This is a genomic window from Pseudomonas sp. Irchel s3a12 (assembly GCF_900187485.1).
Lineage (GTDB): Bacteria > Pseudomonadota > Gammaproteobacteria > Pseudomonadales > Pseudomonadaceae > Aquipseudomonas > Aquipseudomonas neuropathica.
Genome location: NZ_FYDN01000012.1, coordinates 1 through 24212, shown reverse-complemented (window position 1 = coordinate 24212; position 24212 = coordinate 1). Strand labels below are relative to the sequence as shown.

23 protein-coding genes are annotated in these 24212 nt (G+C 59.6%); 8 read left to right on the top strand and 15 right to left on the bottom strand.

What is annotated here, in order from left to right; genetic code table 11:
- Window positions 1-26: 26 nt before the first annotated feature.
- Entirely contained in the window at window positions 27-419 is a 393-nt protein-coding gene (locus CKW14_RS20155; RefSeq protein ID WP_095048956.1) for a MerR family transcriptional regulator, read from the top strand.
- A gap of 182 nt (window positions 420-601) precedes the next feature.
- On the opposite strand, the gene CKW14_RS20150 is transcribed toward CKW14_RS20155, so the two are convergent.
- Window positions 602-1072, bottom strand: coding sequence for a MarR family winged helix-turn-helix transcriptional regulator (locus CKW14_RS20150; protein WP_095125967.1), 471 nt, complete (start codon window positions 1070-1072; stop codon window positions 602-604).
- A 285-nt stretch (window positions 1073-1357) separates the two neighbouring features.
- Here CKW14_RS20150 and CKW14_RS20145 point away from each other — a divergent pair, with 285 nt between their 5' ends.
- Together CKW14_RS20145 and CKW14_RS20140 are read left to right on the top strand one after the other, a co-directional pair.
- Complete coding sequence (locus CKW14_RS20145; RefSeq protein ID WP_095125966.1) at window positions 1358-2311, top strand: PDR/VanB family oxidoreductase; 954 nt, start codon at window positions 1358-1360, stop codon at window positions 2309-2311.
- A 36-nt stretch (window positions 2312-2347) separates the two neighbouring features.
- Window positions 2348-3421 (top strand): aromatic ring-hydroxylating dioxygenase subunit alpha, encoded by a 1074-nt coding sequence (locus CKW14_RS20140; RefSeq protein ID WP_095125965.1) that lies wholly within the window; start codon window positions 2348-2350, stop codon window positions 3419-3421.
- A 95-nt stretch (window positions 3422-3516) separates the two neighbouring features.
- Here CKW14_RS20140 and CKW14_RS20135 read toward each other — a convergent pair whose 3' ends face one another.
- The 12 genes from CKW14_RS20135 to CKW14_RS20080 all read right to left on the bottom strand — a co-directional run bounded on the left by CKW14_RS20135 (window position 3517) and on the right by CKW14_RS20080 (window position 17499).
- The gene (locus CKW14_RS20135; RefSeq protein ID WP_095125964.1) at window positions 3517-4311 is read right to left on the bottom strand and encodes a cyclase family protein; all 795 of its coding nucleotides are present in this window, start codon (window positions 4309-4311) and stop codon (window positions 3517-3519) included.
- Window positions 4289-5290 carry an NAD-dependent epimerase/dehydratase family protein gene (locus CKW14_RS20130; protein WP_095048951.1) on the bottom strand — a complete coding sequence of 334 codons (1002 nt, stop codon included), beginning with the start codon at window positions 5288-5290 and terminating at the stop codon, window positions 4289-4291. The genes CKW14_RS20135 and CKW14_RS20130 overlap by 23 nt, the downstream gene beginning before the upstream one ends.
- Window positions 5291-5299: 9 nt before the next feature.
- Window positions 5300-6283 carry a fumarylacetoacetate hydrolase family protein gene (locus CKW14_RS20125; RefSeq protein ID WP_095125963.1) on the bottom strand — a complete coding sequence of 328 codons (984 nt, stop codon included), beginning with the start codon at window positions 6281-6283 and terminating at the stop codon, window positions 5300-5302.
- On the bottom strand, window positions 6280-6861 hold the full coding sequence (locus tag CKW14_RS20120; protein ID WP_095125962.1) for a cupin domain-containing protein: 582 nt from the start codon (window positions 6859-6861) through the stop codon (window positions 6280-6282). The genes CKW14_RS20125 and CKW14_RS20120 overlap by 4 nt, the downstream gene beginning before the upstream one ends.
- Before the next feature lie 13 nt (window positions 6862-6874).
- Window positions 6875-8122: an MFS transporter gene (locus CKW14_RS20115; RefSeq protein WP_095125961.1), complete on the bottom strand. Its 1248-nt coding sequence runs from the start codon at window positions 8120-8122 to the stop codon at window positions 6875-6877.
- A complete protein-coding gene (locus CKW14_RS20110) occupies window positions 8112-10586 on the bottom strand; it encodes an RND family transporter (RefSeq protein WP_095125960.1) in 2475 nt (824 codons plus the stop codon). Before CKW14_RS20110 ends, CKW14_RS20115 begins: the two co-directional genes overlap by 11 nt.
- A gap of 4 nt (window positions 10587-10590) precedes the next feature.
- Window positions 10591-11694, bottom strand: coding sequence for a YCF48-related protein (locus CKW14_RS20105; protein WP_095125959.1), 1104 nt, complete (start codon window positions 11692-11694; stop codon window positions 10591-10593).
- A gap of 59 nt (window positions 11695-11753) precedes the next feature.
- The gene (locus CKW14_RS20100) at window positions 11754-13142 is read right to left on the bottom strand and encodes a DUF1329 domain-containing protein (RefSeq protein WP_095125958.1); all 1389 of its coding nucleotides are present in this window, start codon (window positions 13140-13142) and stop codon (window positions 11754-11756) included.
- A 12-nt stretch (window positions 13143-13154) separates the two neighbouring features.
- Complete coding sequence (locus CKW14_RS20095; RefSeq protein ID WP_095048944.1) at window positions 13155-14852, bottom strand: DUF1302 domain-containing protein; 1698 nt, start codon at window positions 14850-14852, stop codon at window positions 13155-13157.
- Window positions 14853-14909: 57 nt separating this feature from the next.
- Complete coding sequence (locus CKW14_RS20090; protein ID WP_007910244.1) at window positions 14910-16046, bottom strand: FAD-dependent oxidoreductase; 1137 nt, start codon at window positions 16044-16046, stop codon at window positions 14910-14912.
- A 134-nt stretch (window positions 16047-16180) separates the two neighbouring features.
- On the bottom strand, window positions 16181-16543 hold the full coding sequence (locus CKW14_RS20085) for a Rieske (2Fe-2S) protein (protein ID WP_095126079.1): 363 nt from the start codon (window positions 16541-16543) through the stop codon (window positions 16181-16183).
- A gap of 14 nt (window positions 16544-16557) precedes the next feature.
- Window positions 16558-17499 (bottom strand): VOC family protein, encoded by a 942-nt coding sequence (locus CKW14_RS20080; RefSeq protein WP_095125957.1) that lies wholly within the window; start codon window positions 17497-17499, stop codon window positions 16558-16560.
- 256 nt (window positions 17500-17755) lie between these two features.
- On the opposite strand from CKW14_RS20080, the gene CKW14_RS20075 reads away from it, so the two are divergent.
- The 4 genes from CKW14_RS20075 to CKW14_RS20060 all read left to right on the top strand — a co-directional run bounded on the left by CKW14_RS20075 (window position 17756) and on the right by CKW14_RS20060 (window position 21931).
- A complete protein-coding gene (locus CKW14_RS20075) occupies window positions 17756-18718 on the top strand; it encodes a LysR family transcriptional regulator (protein WP_095048941.1) in 963 nt (320 codons plus the stop codon).
- Between the two features lie 59 nt (window positions 18719-18777).
- On the top strand, window positions 18778-19935 hold the full coding sequence (locus tag CKW14_RS20070) for a S9 family peptidase (RefSeq protein ID WP_095125956.1): 1158 nt from the start codon (window positions 18778-18780) through the stop codon (window positions 19933-19935).
- A 188-nt stretch (window positions 19936-20123) separates the two neighbouring features.
- Entirely contained in the window at window positions 20124-21473 is a 1350-nt protein-coding gene (locus tag CKW14_RS20065; RefSeq protein ID WP_095125955.1) for an amidohydrolase family protein, read from the top strand.
- Window positions 21474-21484: 11 nt separating this feature from the next.
- Window positions 21485-21931 carry a heme-binding protein gene (locus CKW14_RS20060; protein ID WP_095125954.1) on the top strand — a complete coding sequence of 149 codons (447 nt, stop codon included), beginning with the start codon at window positions 21485-21487 and terminating at the stop codon, window positions 21929-21931.
- Here CKW14_RS20060 and CKW14_RS20055 read toward each other — a convergent pair.
- Both CKW14_RS20055 and CKW14_RS20050 read right to left on the bottom strand, forming a co-directional pair.
- Window positions 21916-22851 carry a LysR family transcriptional regulator gene (locus CKW14_RS20055; protein ID WP_095126078.1) on the bottom strand — a complete coding sequence of 312 codons (936 nt, stop codon included), beginning with the start codon at window positions 22849-22851 and terminating at the stop codon, window positions 21916-21918. The two genes, CKW14_RS20060 and CKW14_RS20055, sit on opposite strands and share 16 nt — an antisense overlap.
- Before the next feature lie 431 nt (window positions 22852-23282).
- Window positions 23283-23711 carry a hypothetical protein gene (locus CKW14_RS20050; RefSeq protein ID WP_095125953.1) on the bottom strand — a complete coding sequence of 143 codons (429 nt, stop codon included), beginning with the start codon at window positions 23709-23711 and terminating at the stop codon, window positions 23283-23285.
- 372 nt (window positions 23712-24083) lie between these two features.
- On the opposite strand from CKW14_RS20050, the gene CKW14_RS30515 reads away from it, so the two are divergent.
- Window positions 24084-24212, top strand: a 129-nt coding sequence (locus CKW14_RS30515) for a transposase (RefSeq protein WP_371857757.1), incomplete at its 3' end; no start/stop codon positions are given.

The window sequence follows — 24212 nt, the reverse complement described above, 5'->3', positions numbered from 1 at the left end:
CCACTCTACAGTCAAGCGGTGTTTCCATGAAAATCGGCGAACTCGAAGCGCGCAGCGGCGCCAGCCGTCATACGTTGCGCTACTACGAGCAAATAGGCCTGATCTCCCCCCTACGGCAAACCAACAACTATCGCGTTTACAACGAGCAAACTCTGCAGGATCTGGACTTTATCCAGCGCGCGCAAAGCATGGGATTTTCTCTGGGGGAAATCGGCGAGATTCTGGATGCGCAGCGGAACAAGCTGATCGATTGTGCTGAAGGCGCGAAGCTGATTGAAAAGAAGATGGCCGACATCAAACAGAAAATCGCCAACCTCCAAAGCGTTTATCGGTATCTGGATGAAGAGCGTGCAACCCTGGAAGCCAGTGCTGCCAGGCAACTTGAGCTTCAGCAACTGAGCAACGCTTCCAATCATTAAACCAGCACGTTTTCCCGGCGCATCATGGTGATCATTCCTGGCCGGTTTCTTTCAGTCACGATGGGCGGAATTCAGGCGTTCGGCTAGACGTGTACACCCATGCACAGCAGATATCAGCAGTCCGGCAACTCGCACCGCGCAGCAGCTTTCAACGTCATTTCCACGCTGCAGTCTCCCGAGACTCACTCATCACTCGGGTCATAACTGTTCACATTGGGCACTTGCAGATGCAGGCGCCCAAGCAAGTCAATCAACGTGTCGACCTCAGCCGGGGTCAATCCGCTGAGCAGTCGCGCTTCTCGCTCAAGTGCAACTTTGAGCACGCGGTCATGCAGTTCTTTGCCGCTGGCCGTCAATCGCACGGTGTAACGCCGCGCATCCTTGGGATCCAGCTGACTGGTGATCCGCCCCGCCGCTTCCAATGTCTGCAATGAACGACTGACAGCGCTCTTGTCGAGACCGATCGCCTGACAGATTCGATTGGCGGTGATGTCGGATTCAACCGCCAGCATCGACAGCATCCGCCATTCAACCACGCCGATTCCGAAGTGTTTGCGGTAGCACTGGGAAGCCCCGGTGGCGAGTTTGTTCGCCAGGAAAGTCACCAGGCCAGGTACATAACGCGACAGGTTCAGTTGTGTATCGGTAGGCATCGAGAAAACACCGTAGATCGAAGATCTTGCAATTTGGTTGACACCGCAACTAAATTATCTGAGGATTCACTCAGCCTGTCATTGCGGACGATGCGCCGCATGATACGCCGTAGCACAACCTCAAAAAAATAATTAACAGGTCTTGCTTATGAACGCTCCCCAACTGTGCCCTTCCTTGGCGCCCATGATTACCCAACCTTTCTACTTCTTCTTGCCTGGCTGATTCGTCACCCGCAAGTCCCCCTTTCGTTTTTCAGCAGCCACTTCAATGTGGAGGGAGAAGTCATGCTTCAAGTCAGCGTCACCCGCAAGGTCGTCGAGGCCGAGGGTATTTGCAGTTTTGAGCTGTGCGCAGCAGACGGCCGGCCGTTACCACCGTTCAATGCCGGTGCCCATATCGACATCAACATTGCCGACGGCCTCACCCGGCAATACTCGCTGTGCAATGACTCAAAAGAACGTCATCGCTACGTAATCAGTGTGCTGAAGGATCCCGCCTCACGCGGCGGTTCCACTGCGATGCACGACACCATCAGCCAAGGACAGACAATCAGCATCAGCGAACCCCGCAACCTCTTTCCACTCGCGAACTCAGCCAAGCGTCACCTGCTGTTTGGCGGTGGTATTGGCATCACGCCGATGCTGGCAATGGCTCATGAGCTTCATCATCAAGGCGCGGATTTCGAGCTGCATTACAGCTTTCGATCCAGCGAACGCGCCGCGTTTATCCAGTACCTGCGACAAGCGCCCTTCGCCAGCCACGTGCATTTGCATGACGACAGCGGAGAGTTCGAACAGAAACTTGATGCAACCGCCCTCCTCGCCACGCCAGACACCACAAGCCACCTTTACGTGTGTGGCCCGGCCGGCTTCATGAATTTCATCCTCGACACCGCGCAGACCGCTGGCTGGCCCGAAGATCACGTGCACAGAGAGTTCTTCGCCGCCGCACCTGTCGATGCAAGCGCTGATTCGCCTTTTGAAGTTCAGCTGGCGAGCACAGGGCAAATTTTTTACATCCCCGCCGATCGCACCGTTTTCGAAGTGCTCGATGAGGCCGGGATTGCCATCGAATCATCGTGCGAGCAAGGAGTCTGCGGCACCTGTGTCACGGGCTTGCTAGAAGGCATTGGCGATCATCGTGACCAGTTCATGACGGCTGCGGAACACGCGGCCAATGACCGTTTCACCCCGTGCTGCTCACGTGCCAAATCGCCCCGGCTGGTATTGGACCTTTAACCTGAACCGAGCATCGACCGTTCGCTGGAGAACATCATGACTACCGCTGCCCAGCCTCTCGCCCATGAAATTGCCCCGGCCACTGCGCCGAGTTTTCCTCTCGATCAATGGTACGTCGCAGCCTTGAGCCGGGAGTTGAAAGACCAACCCCTTGGCCGCACGTTGCTGAATAAACCAGTGGTGCTTTTTCGCACGGCAGATAACCAGGTCGCCGCGCTGGAAGACCGCTGCTGCCATCGTGCATTGCCCCTGTCTGGCGGCACTGTGGAAGCACGCGGTTTACGCTGCGGTTACCACGGCCTGCTGTTCGATGAAGGCGGTAAATGCATCGAAATTCCGGGCCAGGACAAGATCCCCAGCAAAGCCAAAGTCCCTTCCTACCCCGTCCAGGAACAGGATCAGATCATCTGGATCTGGTTCGGCAGCGCTGAGCATCCGCAGCCGACATTCGCGCCGCCGGTCTACGACGTGCACAGCAGCGGTAAATACCTGTTCGACGGTGATGTTTACCACTACGACGCGCCCTATCAACTCATCCACGACAACCTCATGGATCTCAGTCACCTGGGCTACGTCCATCTGCACACCATTGGCGGTAACGCCAGCATTCATATGAACGCGAAGATGAACGTCGATGGTGATGACTCAATGGTTCGCGTGGTTCGCCACATGCCCGATTCCGTTCCGCCGCCGACCTACACCGCGGCCTACCCGTTCAAAGGCAACATTGACCGCTGGCAGGAGATCGAATTTCACATCAATCACCTGCGCATCTGGACCGGCGCGATAGATGCGGGCACGGACGATCTGAACAACCCGGATCGAGGCGGTTTCCACATGCGTGGTTTTCACGGCGTGACACCTGAAACAGACACCACAAGCCATTACTTCTGGACCATGGCCACCAACCCTGAACATGATCCCGAGGCCGTCACAGCCAAAGTTCTGCATCAGACGCGATTGACGTTCGACGAAGACAAAGTGGTGATCGAAGCGCAGTACCAGAACATGTGCCGGTTCGGTACGCGCCCGATGATTGATATTCACGTCGACGTCGGGGCCAATCGTGCTCGTAGAATCATCGAGCGGCTGCGCAATCCAACGGGTTGATTGCTTCAGAACAGTGGCGGCGGCAAACGCCGTCCACTGTGTTCAAAGCCTGCCGTTCTCTTACTGTCGTTAAAGGAATGCCTCAAACAGCCCGATCACTCTTCGAAAATAGCTACCGCGCGCACAAAACCTGCGGACGCATGCCGGATCTTGTAGGGAAAGCACGACACCGTGAAGCCGCTCGCTGGCAGGGATTCGAGGTTGGCCAGTTTTTCCATTTGCCCGTAGCCGATATCGCGCCCGGCCTTATGCCCTTCCCAGATGATCGAGGCATCGCCGCTGGCAGCAAAACGTTCACGGGTGTATTTGAACGGCGCGTCCCAGCTCCAGGCATCGGTGCCGACCACGCGCACACCACGTTCCAGCAGATACATCGTCGCTTCGCGGCCCATGCCGATGCCAGCATCGAGGTAACCCGGCTGACCGAACAGCGCACCGGCGCGTGTGTTGATCAGCACGATATCGAGCGGTTGCAGCACGTGCTCAATGCGCGCCAGTTCCGCTTCGACCTCTTCTGCTGTCACCACGTGACCGTCGGGCAAATGGCGAAAATCCAGTTTGACCCCCGGCTGCAAACACCAGTCCAGCGGCAACTCATCAATGCCAAACGCCGGCTCGCCGCCATCGGTGGTCGAGGCGTAATGCCACGGCGCATCCATGTGGGTGCCGCTGTGGGTGGTGATCTGCAAGCGCTCGGCGGCCCACGATTCATGGCCGGGCATCTGCTCAAGCTGCAAACCCGGAAACATCGCCGCCATCTCCGGCCAGCCTTGCTGGTGGTCCATGTAATCGATTTTCGGCAACAGCGGCGGCGGATCTGTGTACGGGTTGTTATCGAGGGTCACCGAAAGGTCGACCAGACGACGTTTACGCTGGATAGGCTGTGACATGAGGCGTATCTCCGTTCAACGGCAGATGCCGAAAAGGGGCTGGGTTGAGGGCGTTGCGAATAAGCGTGGCGACGTTGCCGTCATGGCTGAAGCCGACAGCGCGGGCTTGCGGGGTTTTCAAGGGCGGCATGCGCCCAAACAGATTTTCAAGGTCAAGGTCAGCGGCAAAACTGATCAGCGCACGGCGTTGCTCGCCGTAATTCGCCGCCAGTGCATCAATGACCTGGGCAATGGACAAGTGCAGCACCGGCAGTTGCCAGACCCGCTGTTGCGCGGTGGCGTCATCCAGTTCGGCGGCGTGGATCAGGTTGTTCACGCAACAGCGCGCCGACATCCACCACGCTGTTGCTTGCGGTGATACCGGGCAGCAATACTCAGCGCCCTCGGCAAAGGCCCGCATCAAGTCGCTCATGAAGGCCGAGCGCAAGCCGTTGGGTTCGCGTGGACGCGCGACAATGCCCGGCAGGCGCACCGCGCGGCTGTCGACCTCACCGCGCCGACCCAGATCGATCAGCGCGCGCTCGACCATCATCTTGTGTGTGCCGTACGACAATTGCGGGTGCAGTTCAGCCTGCTCGTTCATCTTTGCCGGCAGATCAGCGCCGTACACCGCCACGCTGCTGGCATACACCAACACCGGAGGTCGCGCCTTGTTGCGCAATTGGTCAAGCAGTTCGAGGCTGGCCAGCAGGTTGACCTGATAACCCGATTCGTAATGCGCCTCCGCCGCTCCGCCGGGAATGCTGACCAAGTGAAACACCACGTCGATGCCATCGGCCAGGACACGGCGCATCAACGCCGCATCCGTCACGCTGCCGCTGTGCCGACGCAGGCGCGGGTCGTCTGGCAGGCCTTGGATATCGGTGTCCAGCACCAGCAACGAACGAATGACTTGCCCGCGCAAACTGCCGCGTGCGAGCAGACAACGCAGCAGTTCACGGCCGACAAAGCCATTGGCTCCGGTAATCAGTACACGCATGGGCGTTCCTTAGCCGTTGGCTTTGACGACGCGTTGATCGATCGCACCAAACAGTGACTGACCATCGCTGCCGGTGACGTCCATGCGCACGCGATCACCGAAACGCATGAAGCCTGTCACCGCCGCGCCTTGCTCGATCATCTCGATGGCCCGGCGTTCGGCGATGCACGCCGAGCCGACGTTGCGCTCGGCGTTCGACACCGTGCCGGAACCGATCAGCGTGCCGGCGCGCAAGCGTCGGGTTAAGGCTGCGTGGGCGATCAGTTGGCCAAAATGAAAGTTCATCTGCGCGCCGTGCGGCTGGCCAAACCACTCGCCGTTCCAGTGCACTTGCAGGGGCAAATTGACGCGGCCGTCTCGCCACGCTTCGCCGAGTTCATCCGGAGTAATCGCCAGCGGAGCAAAACTGGAGGATGGTTTGGCTTGCAGGAAACCGAACCCGGTGCGCATTTCTCGCGGCGCCAGTGCACGCAGGCTGACATCGTTGATCTGCAGGATCAGCTTGATGTGTTGCAACGCGTTTTCCGCCGAACAGCCCATCGGCACATCATCGACCAGCACGACAAATTCGCCTTCGAAATCGATGCCCTGGCTTTCGCTCGGCAGTTCGATGTCATCGTGTGCGCCGATAAAGTCATCACCGGCGCCCTGGTACATCAAGGGCGTGCGGTCAGCGCCTTCGATCGGGTCGAGGTTGAACGCTTTCTGCATCAGTGCGCCGTGGCTGAGAAACGCCGAACCGTCGCACCATTGGTAAGCACGCGGCAACGGTGCCATCGCCTGCGCGGGGTCGAAGGCAAAGGCTTCGCGGCAATCGTTATTTTCAAGTTCACGCGCCAGGGCTTGCAAACGCGGCTCGGCTTCAGCCCAGTTTTCGATGGCGTGCTGCAAGGTCGGCGCTACCGAACGGGCGTCCAGCGCCCGGGCCATGTCGCGCGAAACCACCACCAATTGGCCGTCACGGTTGCCGTTTTTCAGGGTTGCGAGCTTCATGACTTTTCTCCCGGGCAGTCTTGCAATTCAGCGGCAAAGCGCCCGTCCAGCAGAATAAACACCATGCGCGCCATGGCCTCGGTACGGTTGCTCCACGCGTGGTTGGTGCCGCGCTGAACCACCACATCGCCGCGTTTGAGGTGGACTTCTGTATCGTCGAGCACCAGCCAGACTTCGCCTTCGGTGACGATGCCGTAATCGAGGGTTTCGGTGCGGTGCATTAGTTTGTGCCGCGAGTTCGCTTGGCCGGTGCCGGCATGCGCCTGGCCAATCTCGGCAAATGCGGCTGCTGCATCGGCAGCGCTGACCTGGTTCTGCACGCTGTCTGGCGGAATGTCGACGACCCGAATCACACTGCCCAGCGGGCCGGGGCTCAGTTGTAAGGGTTTGCTGGTTGGATCATCGGCATTGTCGAGCAGGGCCGGACTGCCGCTGCTGTTCCATATTTCATGAAACACCGTGCCTGGCACCGCTTGCAGTGCGAAGACGTTAGCGGTTGCTCCGAGACTGGCGACGACCGCACGGCCCTGGGCGTCATGCCCGGTGACCACGCGTTTGAAAGGGGGAAGCGCTTGCATGGAAAATCCTCGTTCAATGGCCGTTGCCGATGGAGTCGTGACCGCCGACATGGGTGCGGGTCAACAGTCCACCGAGCCTCGGTACGGACAGACAAAACAGCGCCACGACCAGTTGCAACCAACCCATCATGGCTAATGCTTGAGGCAACGCCGTGGAAGTCCCGGAAGTGATGGCGAGTACCACCAGCGGGCTGATGAACTCGCCGGCAAAAATCGCGGCGGTGAAGCACCCCGCCGCTCGCCCACGCTGAGCAAAGCCGACTTGCGCCATGATCCAGGTGATCAACGTCGGCAACATCAGGCCGATGCCCAGACCGTTGACCAAGACCGCGACCACCACCTGCGCGTGGCTGCCGGCCGCGGCCATCAACAAGCCGCCAATGCCGGCCAGGCCAAAGGCAATCAGCAACACATGCTGGCTGCGCAGACCGCTCAACAGGCGAAAACTCAAGGCCCCGACGAGCACGCCAAGTTGATTGGCGCCCATGGTCATGCCGATCTGCTGCGGCGCATCCACGTGCAACAAGTTGAGCAAGTAGCCGGCCTGCACCGGCACGATGAACAGGCTCAGGCCCGCGAGCAGCGACAATGCATACATGGGTGTTAGTGCCCGCCATGGAAATGTGCGCGGGGCTGGCATCGGCACCGTTGTCACCGGTTGCACGCGGGGTTGCGGTTCCCAGAGTTTCCACGCCATCAGCGGCAGGAAGATCAGCCCGACTGCGTACAGCGCAAACGGCGTGCGCCAGTCGTCCTGTCCGAGAAAGCCACCCAAGGCGATAAACACCGCAGCAGACAGAGACGTCGCGACCATTTGCAGTGCAAACAGGCGTTCACGGCGTGCGCCGCTGTAGTAGTCGCCCATCAGCGTGGTGCAGCAGGTCATGATCCCCGCCTCCGCCAGACCGATGCCGGCGCGGCTGGCGACAATCGTCAGCAGAGAATCCAGCCACAGCGGCAACACACCGCAAAGCGCGTACAAGGCCATGCTCGCCAACAACAGCGGTTTGCGCCCGAGCCGATCGGCAATGACCCCGGCGAACGGCGCCAGTAATGCAATCACCAACGCTGGCAAGGTCAGCACGATCGGCACCAGCACGGTGCTGCCCGCGACCTCGGCAAAATGGGCCTGCATGCGCGGCAATACCGGTGCGAGCAATACCGCGCCGAGCACTGGTAGACAGCTGCCGAGCAGCAACAGCAACGACTGCGTCAAACCGGCGTGGCGGCCGCTGTTTTCAATTGAAGACTCAACGGCCATGACAGGTCTCCCGATGACGCGCTTGATGAACATCTACCGCCACCGCTCGCGACGGCACGGCCAGACTGATGGCCTCCTCCGGCGTTTCTGCGTCGGTGTTCGTGCGCCGTGCAGGCAGCAGAAAGTACGCCAGCGCTGGCAACAGCAGCAGCGCGCCGACCATGTTCCAGACGAACATGAACGCCAGCAGCACGCCCATGTCAGCCTGGAATTTGATCGGCGAGAAGATCCACGTGGCCACGCCAATGGCGAGCGTGATGCCGGTGAGCATCACCACTTTGCCGGTGGACACCAGTGCGCGGTAATAGGCTTCTGACAGGCTTGCGCCTTGGCGCAGATGGCCGAGCAGGATGCTCATTACATACAACGCATAGTCGACGCCAATGCCGACACCCAACGCGATCACCGGCAACGTCGCGACCTTCACGCCGATGTTCAGCCAGACCATCAATGCTTCGCAAAGGATCGAGGTGACCATCAGCGGAATCACCGCGCACAGCGTGGCGCGCCACGAACGGAAGGTGATCAGGCACAGGACAATCACCGCCCCGTAGACCCAGAACAGCATCTCGCGATTGGCCTGTTTGACCACGATATTGGTCGCCGCTTCGATGCCGGCATTGCCCGCTGCCAGCAGGAACTGCACATCATCGTTGTTATTGGCGGCGGCGAATTGCTCGACGTGCTCGACCAGCCGCGTCAGCGTTTCAGCCTTGTGGTCGGTGAGGTAAGCGTACAGCGTGAGCAGGCTGCAATCCTCGTTGTACAAGCCGCGTGGCGCACTGGCGGTGATCATGTTGAGCATCGCCTGATTGTTCTGCAGCTCGTACCACTTGGCGCTGCCTTCGCTGAGGCCAACCAGCATGCGCCGGTTGAGCAAGGCCAGCGAGTTGGTCGAATCCACCCCCGGCAGCGCACTCAGTTGCCAGTCCAGCGCATCGACCTTGGCAAGGATGTCGTAACGCGCACACTGCCCGGCCGGGGTCTTGACCATCACCGCGAACAAATCACTGCTGGCGCCGTAATGCCGGGTCAAAAACGCATCGTCCTGGTTGTAGCGTGAGTCGGCCCGCAGCTCCGGTGCACCGGCATCCAGATCACCGATCTTCAATTGCAGGCTGACCACAAAGCCCAATGCCGCCAACGCCAGGCTGATGGCAATGCACAGGCTGGCCCAGCGACGGCGGGTAAACAGATCGAGAAAACGCCAGAAGCCATGACGCCGCGCGCCGGCCTGATCGTTCTGCTCGCTCTTCAGGCTAAGTTGCGCCGCTCGCGGCGTTACGCCGACATAGGACAGCAACACCGGCAGCAGAATCAGGTTGGTGAAAATCAGCACCGCCACACCGATGCTGGCGATCACCGCCAGATCCTGAATCACCTGGATCTTGATCAGCATCAGCACGGCGAAACCCACTGCATCGCAGAGCAATGCCGTGAGCCCGGCCAGAAACAGCCGTCGAAAGGTGAAGCGCGCGGCCACCACCCGGTGCATGCCGCGACCGATGTCCTGCATGATGCCGTTCATTTTCTGCGCGCCGTGGCTCATGCCGATGGCGAACACCAGAAACGGCACCAGCACCGAGTACGGATCCAGTTGATAGTCGAGCAACGGCAACAGACCCAGCTGCCAGACCACCGCCACCAGCGAACAGAACACCACTAGCACCGTGCTGCGCAGGCAGCGTGTGTACCAGAACAGCACGGCGGTGGTGATCAGAATCGCTACGGCGAAGAACAACAGGATCTGCTTGAGCCCGGCAATCAGGTCGCCGACCTTTTTCGCGAAACCGGTGATGTGAATGTCGATCCTGTCGTTCTGGTACTGGCTGCGCAACGCCTCCAGTTGCTCCGACAGCACCGAGTAATTCAGCGCCTGGCCGTCGGCAGTCGTCGCCAGTAACGGCACGTAAATGATGCTCGAGGTTTGATCGAACGCTACCAGTTGGCCAAGTTCGTTGGAGCGCTGCACGTTGCGGCGCAAGGCCTCGAGACTGGCCGGGGTGCCAGCGTAATCGTCCGGGATCACCGGGCCGCCATCCAGGCCGTCTTCCGTCACTGCGACCCAGCGAGTTGCCGGCGTCCACAGCGACTTCATGTAGGCACGGTCGACGCCGGGCAGCAGGTAAAGTTTGTCGCTCAGCGCCTGCAAGATTTTCAGATAGTCAGCGTCGTAGATATCGCCCTGGCGATTGGCGACGACGATGCGCAAGGAGTTGCCCAGACCGCTGAGTTGCTTTTGATGTTGCAGATAATTGGCGATGTAGGGTTGTTGCGTGGGAATCATCTTTTCGAAACTGGCGTTCAGCTCGACGCGCGTGGCCTGATAACCCAAGAAGAGCGTGGTCACCAGGCACACCAGCAACACCCACAACCGATGATTGAACAAAGTGCGTTCCACGACCGAGCCGGAGCGCGGGTCGAAACTCGCCAGGCTGGCCGTGGCGTTGTCGAATGGTTTCATAACCTCACTCCGAAGCTGTAGCAGTGGGCGACGCCAGGCGCGTCACCCCGGTGAAACCGGCCAGCACCAGGCTGCCATCGGCGGCCTGCACGACGCTGGCAATCGGTTTGCCCAGCGGTTTGCCGAACCGCTCTAGGGTGGGTGCATCACCCGAGGTGCGAAACATTGCGCCCGCCTGATTGACCAACAACAACTGGCCGTCAGCGCTGCGGATCGCATCACTGAAGGACACCGGCATCGGTACCGGCGCGGGCACGAAGCTGTTGCCGCCGTCGGTGGAAATGAACGCGTTGCCTTTCAGCCCTGCCGCCAGCAGCGCTCCGTCATCGCGCAGTTGCAGGGCGAAGAAACTGCCGCTGTACGGGCTGTCGAGCGCGATGAAGGATTGTCCGCCGTCCTCGGAACGGGCCACGTAGCCTTGCTCGCCAGCGATGAACCAACGCTCGCCTTGTTGCGCGATGGCATACAGGTGCGCGCCCATCGGATTGTCGATATGGCCCATCAGCGACTGCCAGCTCACGCCGCCGTCTTCGGTGGTAAAGGCGAGGCCGTAGGCGCCGACGATCAGGCCGTGACGCGCATCGGTGAACTTGAGGCTGAGAAACGGTTTGTCCGCGCCTTCGCTGACCATCCGTTCGGCGGTTTGCACGCGTGCCGTCGCTGCGTCGGGGTCAGTCGCTGTGGGCAGTTGCTCGCGTGCGGCGTGCAACTCCAGTTGCGCAGCACGGTTGCCGTCCAGCTGCAAAGCCCATTTTTCACCACCGTCATGGGAGACCAGCACCGCACCGGCATGACCGACCGCCCAGCCGGTGTTGGCATCGACAAATTGCACCGCCGTAAGGCTGACGGACACCGGCACCTGCGCCTGCCGCCAATTGATGCCGTTGTCATCGGAGAGCAAGACGATGCCGCGTTCGCCGACCGCCACCAACCGCGCACCTGCCCGCGCCAGATCAAGCAAGACCGCTTGCCGGGCCTGCGGCGCGCGCATCGCCGGCGTGTGCAATACATCACCAACGGCAGCAGCCTGAGCCTGGCTTACGGGTAATACGCAAGGCAGCGCCAGCAGCGCTAACAACCGCCCGAGCACCTGACAGATTCTATTCATACCGACCTCGAAACCACCTGTGAAACCGGATCGCCACACCTGTCGCGATCCGGCCCGATTCAACGAACCCCGGCACCCGCCATCGCCGCCGGCGAGAATTCAGACGCCTTGTAGCGATCGACCACGCCATATTGCTCAGGCAGGCCGGTGTAGACGTTCTGGATAAACCAGGCGCCGGAGGTCAGGTCGTAGAAACCCGAAGACAGCTGCGCCTGCGCTGGCAGATCCGGCAGCACGGCGGGCAGCGACCACAAGGTTTTGGCGAGTTGGCCGTTGGCGTCCCAGCGATCGCCGAGCATGGCCTGCCAGGTGTCTTCGTCGAGGTAGTAGCGGCCCTTCGGCAACTGGTGACGCTTGCCCGGCGCGAGTTCGGCGTCCACCACCCACACGCGATGCAATTCCCAGCGCACGTAATCAGGGTTCATGTGGTGAGCCAGAAACAGGTCTTCCGGTTTGCCGGCGGTCAGGACTTTGTTGGTGTTGTAAGGGATGTACATTTCCTGCTTGCCGACCAGCTTCCAGTCGAAGCGATCGATGCGTCCCTGGAACACGCTCAACTCATCGAACGACATCACCCCGGCGGTGGCCGGCGTCGGTGTGTCGCAGCAGGCATTCGGCAACTTGCGCACGCGGCGCTGGCCGGTCAGATAGACGTGGGCCTGGGACTTGTCGCCGTTGATATTGGTGCGCCCCATGATTTGCTCACCGGCACGCAACGGCGGGCCGACATTAAGCAGGCGGAACAGCCAGTAATCACCGGCGAAGCTTTCCGGCGTGCCGTCCTGGTAGTAATAAGGCATGTCCTGGATCGCCTGGCCGTCGGTGGTCATCACCTGTTTGCCGTCTGCAGTCATCAGGTAATGACGAAAGTGCATGGCCAGTGACGTGCCGCGCCAGTTGAGGATGTGGTTCCACATGGCTTCCGCGCCGTTATGCGGAATCGGGAATGGAATACCGCCAAACGCACCTTCGGGCACAGGTCCAGCGCTGCTCTCGACCAGCTTGGCGCGGGTCGCGTTTTTCAGGGTGTTGTCATACACCCATTGCGGTGCGGCGGCCGTGCGACGGGTCGGATAGACATCGATGCGATAGGTGTCGGGAAAACGCTTGAACATCTCCTTGGTGCCATCGCTGAGCTTGGCGGCGTATTGCGCAAGATTCTTCGAGGTGATGCTGAACAGCGGCTTGTCGGCCGCAAACGGATCGTTGCGTTTGCCGCCGGGTTTGTACGCCGGGTCAACTTTGGTGTAACCGCCCTGCCACGCCGGAATGCTGCCGTCGGCATTACCTGCGCGCTCGGCCCCCATTGGCGTGAGACTGCTCGACAGTTTGGCCGCCTCTTCTGCGGTGGCCGCAGTCGCAACCTGGCTCAGGACGGTAAGCGTTCCGAGCAAGGCAAAGCACAGAGCCTTCAGGCGCGGGAGACGATTGTGGTGGTGAGAAGTCATGCGCAAGTCCTCTTAAAACGTGGTCTTGACGGAGAAAGCCAGGTAATCCCGATCTTTCAGCGATTGCTGGAAATTGAATTGGCTGGCCGCGTTGAGGTTGGTGTTCTCGGGGCCGTAGTAATGCGTGTACGTCAGGCCGGCGGTCACACGGTCGAGGTAGGTCGCGGTAATACCGATATTCATGTCACCGCCGTTATCCGCGCCGAACGAACTGACAACCGCCGATTTGCCAAGCGGGAAATAGCTCAGGCCAACCGGAATGCTGATATCCACGCCGGGGAAAAACTGCCGATAAGTCGGGGTGTAAACCATCTTGAAGCCGAGACCGTCATCGGTGGCGTTGGGGTCTAGTGCGGCACGGTTTTTCGTGACGCTGAGCAGACGGTTCCAGGCGACCTCACCGACGAATCCGGACTCCTTGGCAATGAAGTTCGGCCCGAACGATGCGATCACGTTGAGGTTGATGTGCGCGGTGCGCCCGACGGCATAAAGCGCGTCATCATCGTTGTCGGCAGCAACCCCCGGTAGCACCGTGACGCCGTTGGACACCAGCGGCATGTTCCAGCGCATCGAGGCTTCACCGGCAAAGCTGTAGGCATCGACCGTGGTGGAGAAACTCGCGCCCAGCGCGCGGATGTCTTCTGGGTAAACCCAGTAGTAATCGCCGATTTGGCCCGTGCTGAAGTTCGGTGCGCCAGTGGAAGGTCTGAGGTACAGCTTGGGGGTCTTGTCGTGGTACTGAATGGCATAGAGACCGTACTCCACGGTCTCGGCGCTGTATTTCAGTTGCAGTCCACCCTGCCCCGAATCTCTGGCATCTTTGTCTTTGCCATGGAAAAACGCCGCCGGACTGCTGGCGTTACCACCCAGAAACGCCGGAAACGGTGCGCCGACAATCAGGCGTTCATTGCCTTCACCGATGGTGTCGCTGGTAGAAAAGTAGCTGCCTGCGCCAGGCAAGCGTGTTTCTTCCCACTCCAGTTGGTAAAACGCACCGAGGGACACGTCATCGGTCAGTTGGAAGGTGCCCGACAGTTGATTGACCGGACGGGTGATTTCCTTGAACTGCGTGTTAGGCACCGACTGCGCCTTGACCACGTCAACCGGGGCCATGCCACCGGCAATGCCGTTGGCGCCGAAGAACAGGCTTTCCCCCCAGATCAGGCCATGACGGCCGGCGCGAACCGACGTTGCGCGGTCGGCCAGTTCACCGTTCCAGTAGACGAACGCGTCGAGGATTTCGCCGTCGCCACCGTGCAAATGACGGGTGTCATCGGTGAACTCGTCGTAGCCCACCGAACGCGCGTTGGCGCGGCTTGGATCGTTATTGTCGTTGTTGCCCTGGTACTCGCTGTCGTACCACGCTGCACCGCTCAAACGTGCGCCGAAATCCTGAAAGGACAGATCCAGCTCCGAGAGGATGTCGGTGCGATTGGAGATCAGGCCTTTTTTGAACGCACGATCGCCATCGTCCTGATTGAGCGCCACCTGACCCTCGGTCAACTTGCTGCTCGGATTCTGCGTGCGCCAGGCAGCGCTGTACTTGATCGTGTTGTCCCAGCGCAGCTTGAAATCCGGGTTGCCGGTATCGATGTCGAAAGCGTGAGCGGCCTGGCTGCACAGCACCAGCAGCGCAGCAACGCTCAAACCAAAGGGTGCAGACGAGCAGACCGGGCGACGCGCGAGCGCCGCAGTCGTAGAACTAACCATCGCGTTAACCTCTTGTTTTTATAGTGGTAACTGCTGTGGATGAGTCGCAGGTGGGGCTTAGATCGGCTCGGCAGTGCGCGCGAGCATTTGCTTGACCAGGCCAATGCGATCGAAGGCGCGGTCGTGTTGCATCTCCTTGTCGCCGGCCAGCACCGAGCTTTCGCTGATGTATTTGCAACGTTCGAAGCGCCGCGCCATAAAGCGCTGCAACTGCTGCTCGACGCTGGTGGCGGCGGACTGCTCGCGAGTCAGTTCTTCGCTGAGCACAATCGCGTCTTCGATGGCCATGCCGGCGCCTTGACCGAGGTGCGGCGTGGTGGCGTGGGCCGCATCGCCAATCAGCAGAACGCGTCCGCGATGCCACGGCTCATCGACGAACACCACTTCCATCGGCTTGTAGACGACCTGGCTGTTGTCGGTGATTTGCTCGCGCAGCTCGCCGATCAGCCCGGTAAAACCTTGCAGGCGCTGGCGCATCTGCGCGGCCAGATCGGCAGGATCCATCCACGGATTGGACGGCTCGTGGGAGGTCAGAAACAGGTACATCAAGTTACCGGCCAGCGGCACCAGCCCGGCGTTGCCGTCGGCGCTTTGATAGTTGGCCAGATGATCGATCTGTGGTGCGCGGGGAAAGTTGTAGCGCCACACCGATTGGCCCGTGAAACGCGGGGTGTACGCATCGCCGAAGACCAAGCTGCGCACTTTCGAGAACAGTCCGTCGGCACCGACCACCAGGTCGTAGTGGCCGCGATTGCCGTCGGTAAACAACACGTCGACCTCTGTGCCGTTGTCGTCCAGCGCTTCCACACTCAGGCCCAAACGCACGTTGGCACCGAGTTGCAGGGCGGTTTCGCTGAGAACTTTATGCAGCGCCAAGCGAGAAATGCCGACGTTGGCGGGATACTGCGGGCCGGCCAGTCGCTGACCCGGAATGCGCGCCAGTTGTTGCCCGCCGGGGCCGTAGATGGCGACGTCTTCGAAGGCATAAGCGGCATCAAGATAGCCGTCGAGAACGCCCAGCTTGGCCATTTCACGGACGACGTTGCTCTGCTGAATAATCCCGACGCCGTAGACTGTCCATTCGGACTTGAGCTCGATCAGGTCGACCTCGATACCTTTACGCCGCAAGGCGATGGCCGCACACAAGCCGCCGATACCACCGCCCACGATCAGAACGTTGTTCACTGCACTCATGGTGTTCTCTCTTTTTATTCTTGTGATCGATGCTGCGTCGGGCACGGCATCGTTGGATGAAGCTTCCCGGCAAAGCAGGGATTTGACTAATCGCGAGTAGGGATGCGATGTATCGCCGTACGCGATACCTCGATTTATCCTGGCAGCGGCAAGCCTTCAGGCATTTGCACCAGCAGCCAGCCATCCTTTTCGCAGAACGGCAGCGCCTCCAGCGTCTGGCCCAGGCACGGGCCGTAGATGCACTCGCCGGTCGCCGGCAGAAATTGCGCACCGTGGGCGTAGCAGACGATCAACTGGCCATCGGCGGACAGGAAACGGTCCTTGCGATACTCCAGGCGCACGTCCAGATGCGGGCAACGGTTGCGATAGACCCGCACCTGATTGTCATGACGCAGGGCAAACACGCTGTCGCGTCCCTGCGCCAACGGATCGAACCCGCGCGCCCGGCCCTCCTCCAATTCGTCCAGCCGACACAATGGCTGCGCAATAGCGCTCATGATCAGCGCGGCCCTCAACCGAGCTTCGGCGGCGGACCGCCCGGCGCCCATTTTTCTTTCGCGCTGAACAGGAACAGCTGCGAGTTATCCGCCGACAGCGGCGCGCGACGGGCCTCCCAGGCGTCATCGTGCTTGTCCATGTCGGCGTCGTATTCGATGTGGCAGCCCAACGGACTGTTGAAGTACCAGAACCAATTGGAGCCAAACAGGTGACGGCCCGGGCCCCAGAAGCTGGTCCAGCCTTTTTGCTCGAAACGCGTCCCGGCCAGCAGCACTTCGGTGCCACTGCCCATGTGGAAGGTGAAGTGTTCGCAGCCTTTCATGTGCGGCGGGGTCTGGATCATGAACAGGCAATGGTGATCATCAGAGCCTGCCGGGCGCATGAACGGCCCGGCGCCAATGAAGGTGTCGGTGGTGCGAAAACCCAGACGCTCGGCGTAAAAGGCTTCAGCCTTTGCCGCATCAGGGACGAAATACACCACGTGGGACAAAGTGCGCGGAGCAGCGCCCATATCGAGGGTAATGCCCGGCTGGTTAAGTGGCCGCTGTGGCGCATGACCGGCGGCATTGGTCAGGTCATCCGGTGCGCTGTAAGGCCTGCGTACGCTGACCTGAAAAGCGATCGCGAAACCCATATCGTCAACGCTGTGCAGCACGCCGTGCTGATCACGACGGACGATGCGATCTCGGGCCAGCTCATCTTCGATGGCATCCAGATCGCTGATCGCGCCGACCCCGTAGACCGTCTCGCGAATGGACGGCGCCGGGCCGATTGCCGCCGGCAAATCAGGATCGTCGGCTCGACGGATAATCACGGCGGTGCCGTCCAGCGCTTCGAAACGCCCGCCTTCGCTGTCAACGCCGACCGGCGCAAGGCCGTAGTCGCGCAGGCAATCGGTGCAGGCTTGAATGTCATCGACGCCAAAAATCAGGGCATCAAGGCCAATGATGTTCATGGCTTACCACTCCATTGAAATTATGATCCGGTGACGGTCGCCATGGACGCCTTGCAGCACGTCAGGCCTGACTGGAAACCGGTGGTGGTGTCGGCTGCAGGGCCGACTGCGGCGAAGATTGGCGTAAGGGCTGAGCGCTGACTAATCGCGAGTCGGGATGCGACCTATCGGCAAACGCGATACCTGTGACGAAGGTTGACGCGCCGATGGATTCGTTCGAATGTATTGCGAAAATAAATACAAAACGGACCTGCCCATGCGTTTCAACCATCTGGACCTGAACCTGCTGGTCGCGCTCGATGTATTGCTCGAGGAGCAGAACATAACCCGCGCTGCCGAACGCCTGCACATGACCCAATCCGCCACCAGCGGCGTGCTCGCGCGTTTGCGCACCTACTTTGAGGATGAGTTGCTGGTCCAGGTGGGACGCAAGATGCAGCCCACGCCCTATGCCACGGAACTGGCCAAACCGGTGCGTGAAGTCCTGCTGACGATCCAGTCTTCAATCACCGCCAAACCGGTGTTCGACCCGGCCACCAGCAAGCGTCATTTTCGCTTGGTGACCTCGGATTATCTGATCAGCGTACTGTTCGCCCAGGTGATCCAGAACATTCATCAGCAAGCGCCCAACATCACCTTCGAAATGCTTGGCCCCAGCGACAATTCCGGCGAGTTGCTGGTGCGTGGCGAGGTCGATCTGATGATTGTTCCCGAGCGCTACATCATTGAAGGCCACCCTTCGCGCCTGCTGTTCGAAGAAGAACACGTGTGCGTGGTGTGGCAAGGCAATACGCAAGTCGGCGACAGCCTGACGCTTGAGCAGTACATGGAGATGGGCCATGTCTCGGTGGGCTTCGGCCGTACCCGGCACATGAGCATCGAAGAATGGTTCATGAATCAATACGGCTTCAATCGGCGCATTGAAGTGATCACCAGCGACTTCAATACCCTGCCGCAACTGATTGTCGGCACGCAGCGCATCGCCACGATGCACCAGCGCCTGGCGAACCTCTACGCGCACTATCTGCCGCTGCGCATCCTGCCGCCGCCGGTGAAAATCCCGGTCATGCGCGAGTACATGTTGTGGCACCGCAGCGTTGATGGCGACCCGATGCACCGCTGGCTGCGCGAACGCATCAGCGAATCCATCCAGCATCTGCAACACGTGCCCATCGTATCTCGCGATACCTCGTATCCGCCGTCACGATTGGCCAATTAGTCGGGTGATCCTTAACGTGCCTTGGGAATGCCAAGGCAACCATAAGGACAACAATAATCATGTTTCGCTATTTCCCGACCAACTACGTTTGGAATCTCTCTGTCGACCTGGCCATTGAAATGGGCGCCCGCATGGGTGAAATCGAAGAGATGTGCGCCCCACTGCAAGAGGCTGCGAAACAGCCAGACGCAGCCGGTACCCGCGCCTTTCGCGAAACCTGGGCGAAAATGGCTGACAAGCTCTGCGGTCTGGCCGAGGAAGACGAAGGCAATGGCCGGATGCTCTCGGCTGGCGAAAAATACAACCGCGCCGCCACCTATTATCTGACCTGCGAGCGCCTGCAGGCCCACGGCGCGCCGGGTCGTACCGAGTTCTATCAACGCTTCCTGCAAACCTTCAAGCGCGGCGTCGAACTGTCGCGTGAAAACTGTGAACGGGTGGAAATCCCTTACGAGGGCAAACATCTTTCCGGCTTGCTCGTGCGCGCCGAAGGCGTCGAGGGGCCGGCGCCGATACTGGTGCAGGTCAACGGTCTGGACTCGACCAAAGAAATGAAATACCGCGTGGGCCTGCCAGCGTGGCTGGCGAAACGCGGCATCTCTTCGCTGATCATCGACCAGCCCGGCACCGGCGAAGCGCTGCGCCTGCATGGCCTGACCGCACGATTCGACAGTGAACACTGGGCCAGTCGCGTGGTGGATTGGCTGGAAACCCGAAGCGATGTTGACGCTGCACGCATTGGACTCGAAGGTGTCTCGTTGGGCGGCTATTACTGCCCGCGCGCGGTTGCATTCGAACCGCGCTTCGCCTGCGGCGTTGTGTGGGGCGCCAACCACGACTGGCGTGATGTGCAAAAGCGTCGACTGGAAAAAGAAGGCAGCTTCCCGGTACCGCACTACTGGGCGCATGTCTGCTGGGTGTGGGGCGCCAAGGACGTCGAAGAGTTCATGACCATCGCCGAAAACGTCCACCTCGATGGCGTGCTCGACCGGATCAAGGTGCCGTTCCTGGTGACCCATGGTGAGCAGGATTCGCAGATTCCGTTGAAATGGGCGCATCGCACCTACGAACAATTGGTCAACAGTCCAAAATGTGAACTGAAAATCTTCACCGAACGTGAAGGTGGTGTGCAGCATTCGAGCTTCGACAACAGCATCAATGCCGGGCAATACATTGCTGACTGGGTTGCTGAAACCCTCGGCGGTCGCACCGCTTGATCCACTGAAAAACACGCCATAAAAAACGCCGGACAATCTTTCGATTGTCCGGCGTTTTGCATTAACGAATTCAAGCGCTGGCGCAGCTATTGATGCCATCAATACGCAGCCATCGATGCAATCTGCTGGTCGTCTCCTCGCCTGCTCACTAGCCTCTCTTTGCATAACAATCACTTAGCGAAGACGCCATGACTGCCCTGTACCTGAAATGCCAGACCCTGTTTGACGGCACCGGACTGGAGACCCGCCAACAACAGACATTGATCGTCGAAAACGGCCTGCTCAGTTACGTTGGGCCCACCGCGCTGGCACCCGCTCCCAAGCCAGGCGATACCCAGGTGGATGCGGGGGATAATTTCGTGATGCCGGGGCTGGTGGACGTGCACACGCATCTGGCCTTCGGCAACGCTCAAAGCGAAGAAGACATTGATCTATGGACCAGTGACGAATTTCGCGCGTTGCGCGGGATGTTCTTCGCGCAACACGTACTGGCCGCCGGCGTCACCAGCATGGTCTGCCCCGGCGACAGCGGCCAGCTCAGCATTGCGGTGCGCAATGCGGTGACCGCAGGTTTATTTGAAGGGCCGAGGATCGCAGCCAGCAGCCGCGTCATCACCAATCGGCAGAGTCTGAATGACTGGTTCCCGAGTCGGGTGGGCGCCCCGGAATACTTCACGGCGCAGTTGGTCACCAGCCGTAGCGATGCGCTCGCAGAAATTCGCAAGCAGGCCAAGGACGGTGTCGACCTGATCAAGATCGCCATGGACGGCACGCACCGCCGCCCAAACGGCGAAATCATTGCGGCCTTTACCGCTGACGAAACCTTCGAAATGGTCGAGGAAGCGCATCGTCTGGGCTGCAAGGTCGCCACCCATGCTTACGGTCGCGAAGCCGTGATGTACGCGGCGCGTGCAGGCGTTGATCTGGTTTTCCACGCCTTTTACATGGACGACGCGTGCATAGAAGCGTTGCTTGAGGCCGGCAGCATCCTTGCCCCGACCATGACGTTCCCGCAGAACACCGTGGACTTCTGCCAGCCCCATGATCCGGCGATCAGCACCGGTTATGCGGGTTATTGCGCACGCACGCTGGAGGTCGGTTCGGCGGTACTCAAACGCGCCAAAGCGGCCGGCGTACCGTTTGCCTGCGGCAGTGATAGCGGGTTCGCGGTAACGCCTTACGGCGAGTGGCACGCCCGTGAGCTGGAGCTGCTGGTGACCCGGCTTGGATTCACACCGGCCGAAGCGTTATACGCCGCAACCGCTGTCGGTGCGCGCTGCATGCCGCGCGGTGAAACCCTCGGCTCGCTGCAAGTGGGCAAGCAGGCAGACTTCCTCGTGCTCGACGGTTCACCGCTGGACGACATTCGCATCCTTCAGGATCGCTCGCGCCTCAAAGCGGTGTACAAGGCCGGCCAACCGGCGCGCATGGATCGCAGCCCCTACAATCCCAAGCAAGTGTCCGATTTCAACTCGCTGAAATGGACGGATCTTTACACCCGCGACCGCGTGGCCCAACTGGGCAAGTGGGCGGTATGAGGACAGATGTCATGCAACGACTTGATTTACTGACTGCGACGAACATGGCCAGCGATGCCATTCGCATTGCTCGGGAAACCAGGATCAAACCTCTGGGCGTCGCCGTACTGGATGCCGCCGCCCATCCCTTGGCGGTTTTGCGCGACGAAGACGCCACCTTCCTGCGCCCGCAAATCGCCATCGGCAAGGCACGCGGTTGTCTGGGCATGGGTTTTGGCGGACGTGAACTGGCGCGGCGCGCGCAGGCCATGCCGGCGTTTTTCGATGCGATCAACAGTTTGACCGGCGGCGAGGTGATTCCTGTGGCGGGAGGTGTATTGATCCGTAATGCCGAGGGCGTGCTGCTCGGGGCCATCGGCATCAGTGGCGATACCTCGGACAATGACGAACGCTGCGCATTGCTGGCCATCGCCAAGGCTGGATTGGTCGCCGACAGCGGCGATCAACCAGAGGGCTGATCGAGCAATGCGGCCTGTTCCAGGAGCAGGCCGCGAAACCACTGCATGGCCGGGTCATGTTCTTGATAGGGATGCCATTGCAAGACTTGCACGGCCTCGGGAAACGCCAGCGGTGCCGGGTGAATGCGCAACGGATAACGCTGGGCGAAGCGCTGCGCCTGTCGTTGAAACACCGTGGCAATGCGCGCGGTGCCGACAATGAACTGCGGCATCAGCACAAAGCTTTCAACGGTCACCGCCACTCGCCGCTCAATGCCGAGTTCATGCAGGTGCACGGCATCCATTGCCAGGTTTTGCCCGTTGGCAAACTCGCGCACCACGTGCGCCGCGGCGCAATAGTCGGCCAGGCTCAGTTGCTCGGCAAACTGTGGTTGTTGCGCGCAGACGATACAACAGAGCTGGTCAGTCATGAGCGGCACATGGGGATAGGCCGGATTCAGCCGTCGTTGCGGCACGATCACGCAATCACTGCGCCGATAATCCAGCGCTTCGCTGACGACATCGCCGTCGCGCGGCACAGGCATATCGCGAAGGCTCAAGCGAATACCCGGAGCGATACGCGCTAATACACGGCTTACCGCTGGGAGCAGCACATCGGCGACGTAATCGGAGGCCACCAGAGTGATGTGTCGCTCGCAGTTCGCCGGGTCAAAATTCAGCGGCGCGTCGACGATCTCCCGGGTCAGTGCCAACGCTGCACGCACTTTTGGCAGCAACTCCAGACCCAGCGCCGTGGGTTCCAGGCGGCGCCCCACTTGCACCAGTAACGGGTCGTTGAAATGTTCACGCAGGCGACCCAGTGCCGAACTGGCAGCTGACTGTCCCAGGCACAGGCGCTCGGCCGCCCGGCTGACGCTGCATTCGCTCAGTAAAGCGTCGAGCGCAACCAAGAGATTAAGGTCGAGGCGTCGATATCGCATGTAGGTTCCGCTGAAGGTGATGGTGACGTTTTTGCCACTGTTTACGGGCAGGATCAAAAACAAATCATGACCTTAGCGAGCTGTGTACCCATGCGCCAATCGCATGCGTCGTTGGGAGGTATCGCTAACGAAGATACCAAGCGCCAATGCGCGTAATTAGTTACTCATGGGAAGCCACTAATAGAAGGGGCAACACACACCATCGATTATCTAGTAGGTAAGCAAAAGCGCTGCGATCACTTTTGATCGAGAGCAACTTATAGGTTGCTCGAAAATCGATGCTCGTGGATGACGGTAGTCGGCCAGAAGCAACCGCTCGGGAATGGGGTCTTTTGACCAGACGCTCACGCACCCGAACGGTTGCATGGGCTGATAGAGAAAATCTGCTTTAACGCCTCCACCCTCTGCAAAGGGCCGACACTTTGATGAACTCATTCACTGAGCATGTCGCCAGTTTGACGTCTTTTTCTTACACAATTGTTCGTCAAAAGCACACCGGCTGCAATGCCTTGTGTTCCGCACATAAGCCAGATTAGGCCTATGTGAAAAAGGACCCAGGCACTCAAACCTAGAATCAGTGTTAACAAAACCCCAAGTAAAAGTAGTGGCAGGTGTTGCACAGAGGGGCTGTCCTCCAGCGAGTCGGAAAAAATGCTCCAGCATGCCCATTGCGAAAACAGCGACACCAGAAGCCACAACATGATCACGCCCCAACCTGAAAAGGATTGTGAGGTGAACAGGTTGATCGTCGAGGTGATGGTGATCCAAAGAGTGAAGACGAATGTAGTGCTTGAAGGTACGGTATAGGCTGGAAGGGCAATGGCTATCTGAATCAACTTGAGTGTTTGCAATCGAGTCATTCATACGCTCCCTGCGAGTTGAATTTTACCGCGCCCTATGGACTCTTCAGTGACTATAGATCAGGAGTTCTTTGAGGGGAGTATGCTGACGGTCAGCTCTTGGCCGATTGCTGTCTTTGGGAAGGTCCGCAGTCGACCCATAGCTGTCATTAAATTGAGGTAACGAAGCGGGTTTCGAGGCCTACACTTACTGGCGGTAGCGCATTAATCAATACGACGGCATCGTCGCCCTGGTTAAGGTAGATCAACGAGTCACCGGTCTCGAACGTAACTCTGAATCCGGCTAGCCAAGGCTCTTGTCCGTTGAAAGAGTCAAGTGATCTGGCTTAATGATTCTGGACACCCCTAAAGGGCGTTAATCTACGCCCAACGATGAGGTGTGATTTGACCAGACGATATTTTTCGACAGATTTCAAACGGGATGCGGCTTGCCTGGTTTTGGATAAAGACTATTCGGTGAGTGAAGCCTGCGAAGCAATGGGCGTGGGCCCTACAGCTCTG

Bases quoted from the DNA above. Each gene is read 5' to 3' on its own strand.
- CKW14_RS20155 (WP_095048956.1), top strand. From the start codon at position 27: ATGAAAATCGGCGAACTCGAAGCGCGCAGCGGCGCCAGCCGTCATACG.
- CKW14_RS20150 (WP_095125967.1), bottom strand. From the start codon at position 1,072: ATGCCTACCGATACACAACTGAACCTGTCGCGTTATGTACCTGGCCTG.
- CKW14_RS20145 (WP_095125966.1), top strand. From the start codon at position 1,358: ATGCTTCAAGTCAGCGTCACCCGCAAGGTCGTCGAGGCCGAGGGTATT.
- CKW14_RS20140 (WP_095125965.1), top strand. From the start codon at position 2,348: ATGACTACCGCTGCCCAGCCTCTCGCCCATGAAATTGCCCCGGCCACT.
- CKW14_RS20135 (WP_095125964.1), bottom strand. From the start codon at position 4,311: ATGTCACAGCCTATCCAGCGTAAACGTCGTCTGGTCGACCTTTCGGTG.
- CKW14_RS20130 (WP_095048951.1), bottom strand. From the start codon at position 5,290: ATGCGTGTACTGATTACCGGAGCCAATGGCTTTGTCGGCCGTGAACTG.
- CKW14_RS20125 (WP_095125963.1), bottom strand. From the start codon at position 6,283: ATGAAGCTCGCAACCCTGAAAAACGGCAACCGTGACGGCCAATTGGTG.
- CKW14_RS20120 (WP_095125962.1), bottom strand. From the start codon at position 6,861: ATGCAAGCGCTTCCCCCTTTCAAACGCGTGGTCACCGGGCATGACGCC.
- CKW14_RS20115 (WP_095125961.1), bottom strand. From the start codon at position 8,122: ATGGCCGTTGAGTCTTCAATTGAAAACAGCGGCCGCCACGCCGGTTTG.
- CKW14_RS20110 (WP_095125960.1), bottom strand. From the start codon at position 10,586: ATGAAACCATTCGACAACGCCACGGCCAGCCTGGCGAGTTTCGACCCG.
- CKW14_RS20105 (WP_095125959.1), bottom strand. From the start codon at position 11,694: ATGAATAGAATCTGTCAGGTGCTCGGGCGGTTGTTAGCGCTGCTGGCG.
- CKW14_RS20100 (WP_095125958.1), bottom strand. From the start codon at position 13,142: ATGACTTCTCACCACCACAATCGTCTCCCGCGCCTGAAGGCTCTGTGC.
- CKW14_RS20095 (WP_095048944.1), bottom strand. From the start codon at position 14,852: ATGGTTAGTTCTACGACTGCGGCGCTCGCGCGTCGCCCGGTCTGCTCG.
- CKW14_RS20090 (WP_007910244.1), bottom strand. From the start codon at position 16,046: ATGAGTGCAGTGAACAACGTTCTGATCGTGGGCGGTGGTATCGGCGGC.
- CKW14_RS20085 (WP_095126079.1), bottom strand. From the start codon at position 16,543: ATGAGCGCTATTGCGCAGCCATTGTGTCGGCTGGACGAATTGGAGGAG.
- CKW14_RS20080 (WP_095125957.1), bottom strand. From the start codon at position 17,499: ATGAACATCATTGGCCTTGATGCCCTGATTTTTGGCGTCGATGACATT.
- CKW14_RS20075 (WP_095048941.1), top strand. From the start codon at position 17,756: ATGCGTTTCAACCATCTGGACCTGAACCTGCTGGTCGCGCTCGATGTA.
- CKW14_RS20070 (WP_095125956.1), top strand. From the start codon at position 18,778: ATGTTTCGCTATTTCCCGACCAACTACGTTTGGAATCTCTCTGTCGAC.
- CKW14_RS20065 (WP_095125955.1), top strand. From the start codon at position 20,124: ATGACTGCCCTGTACCTGAAATGCCAGACCCTGTTTGACGGCACCGGA.
- CKW14_RS20060 (WP_095125954.1), top strand. From the start codon at position 21,485: ATGCAACGACTTGATTTACTGACTGCGACGAACATGGCCAGCGATGCC.
- CKW14_RS20055 (WP_095126078.1), bottom strand. From the start codon at position 22,851: ATGCGATATCGACGCCTCGACCTTAATCTCTTGGTTGCGCTCGACGCT.
- CKW14_RS20050 (WP_095125953.1), bottom strand. From the start codon at position 23,711: ATGACTCGATTGCAAACACTCAAGTTGATTCAGATAGCCATTGCCCTT.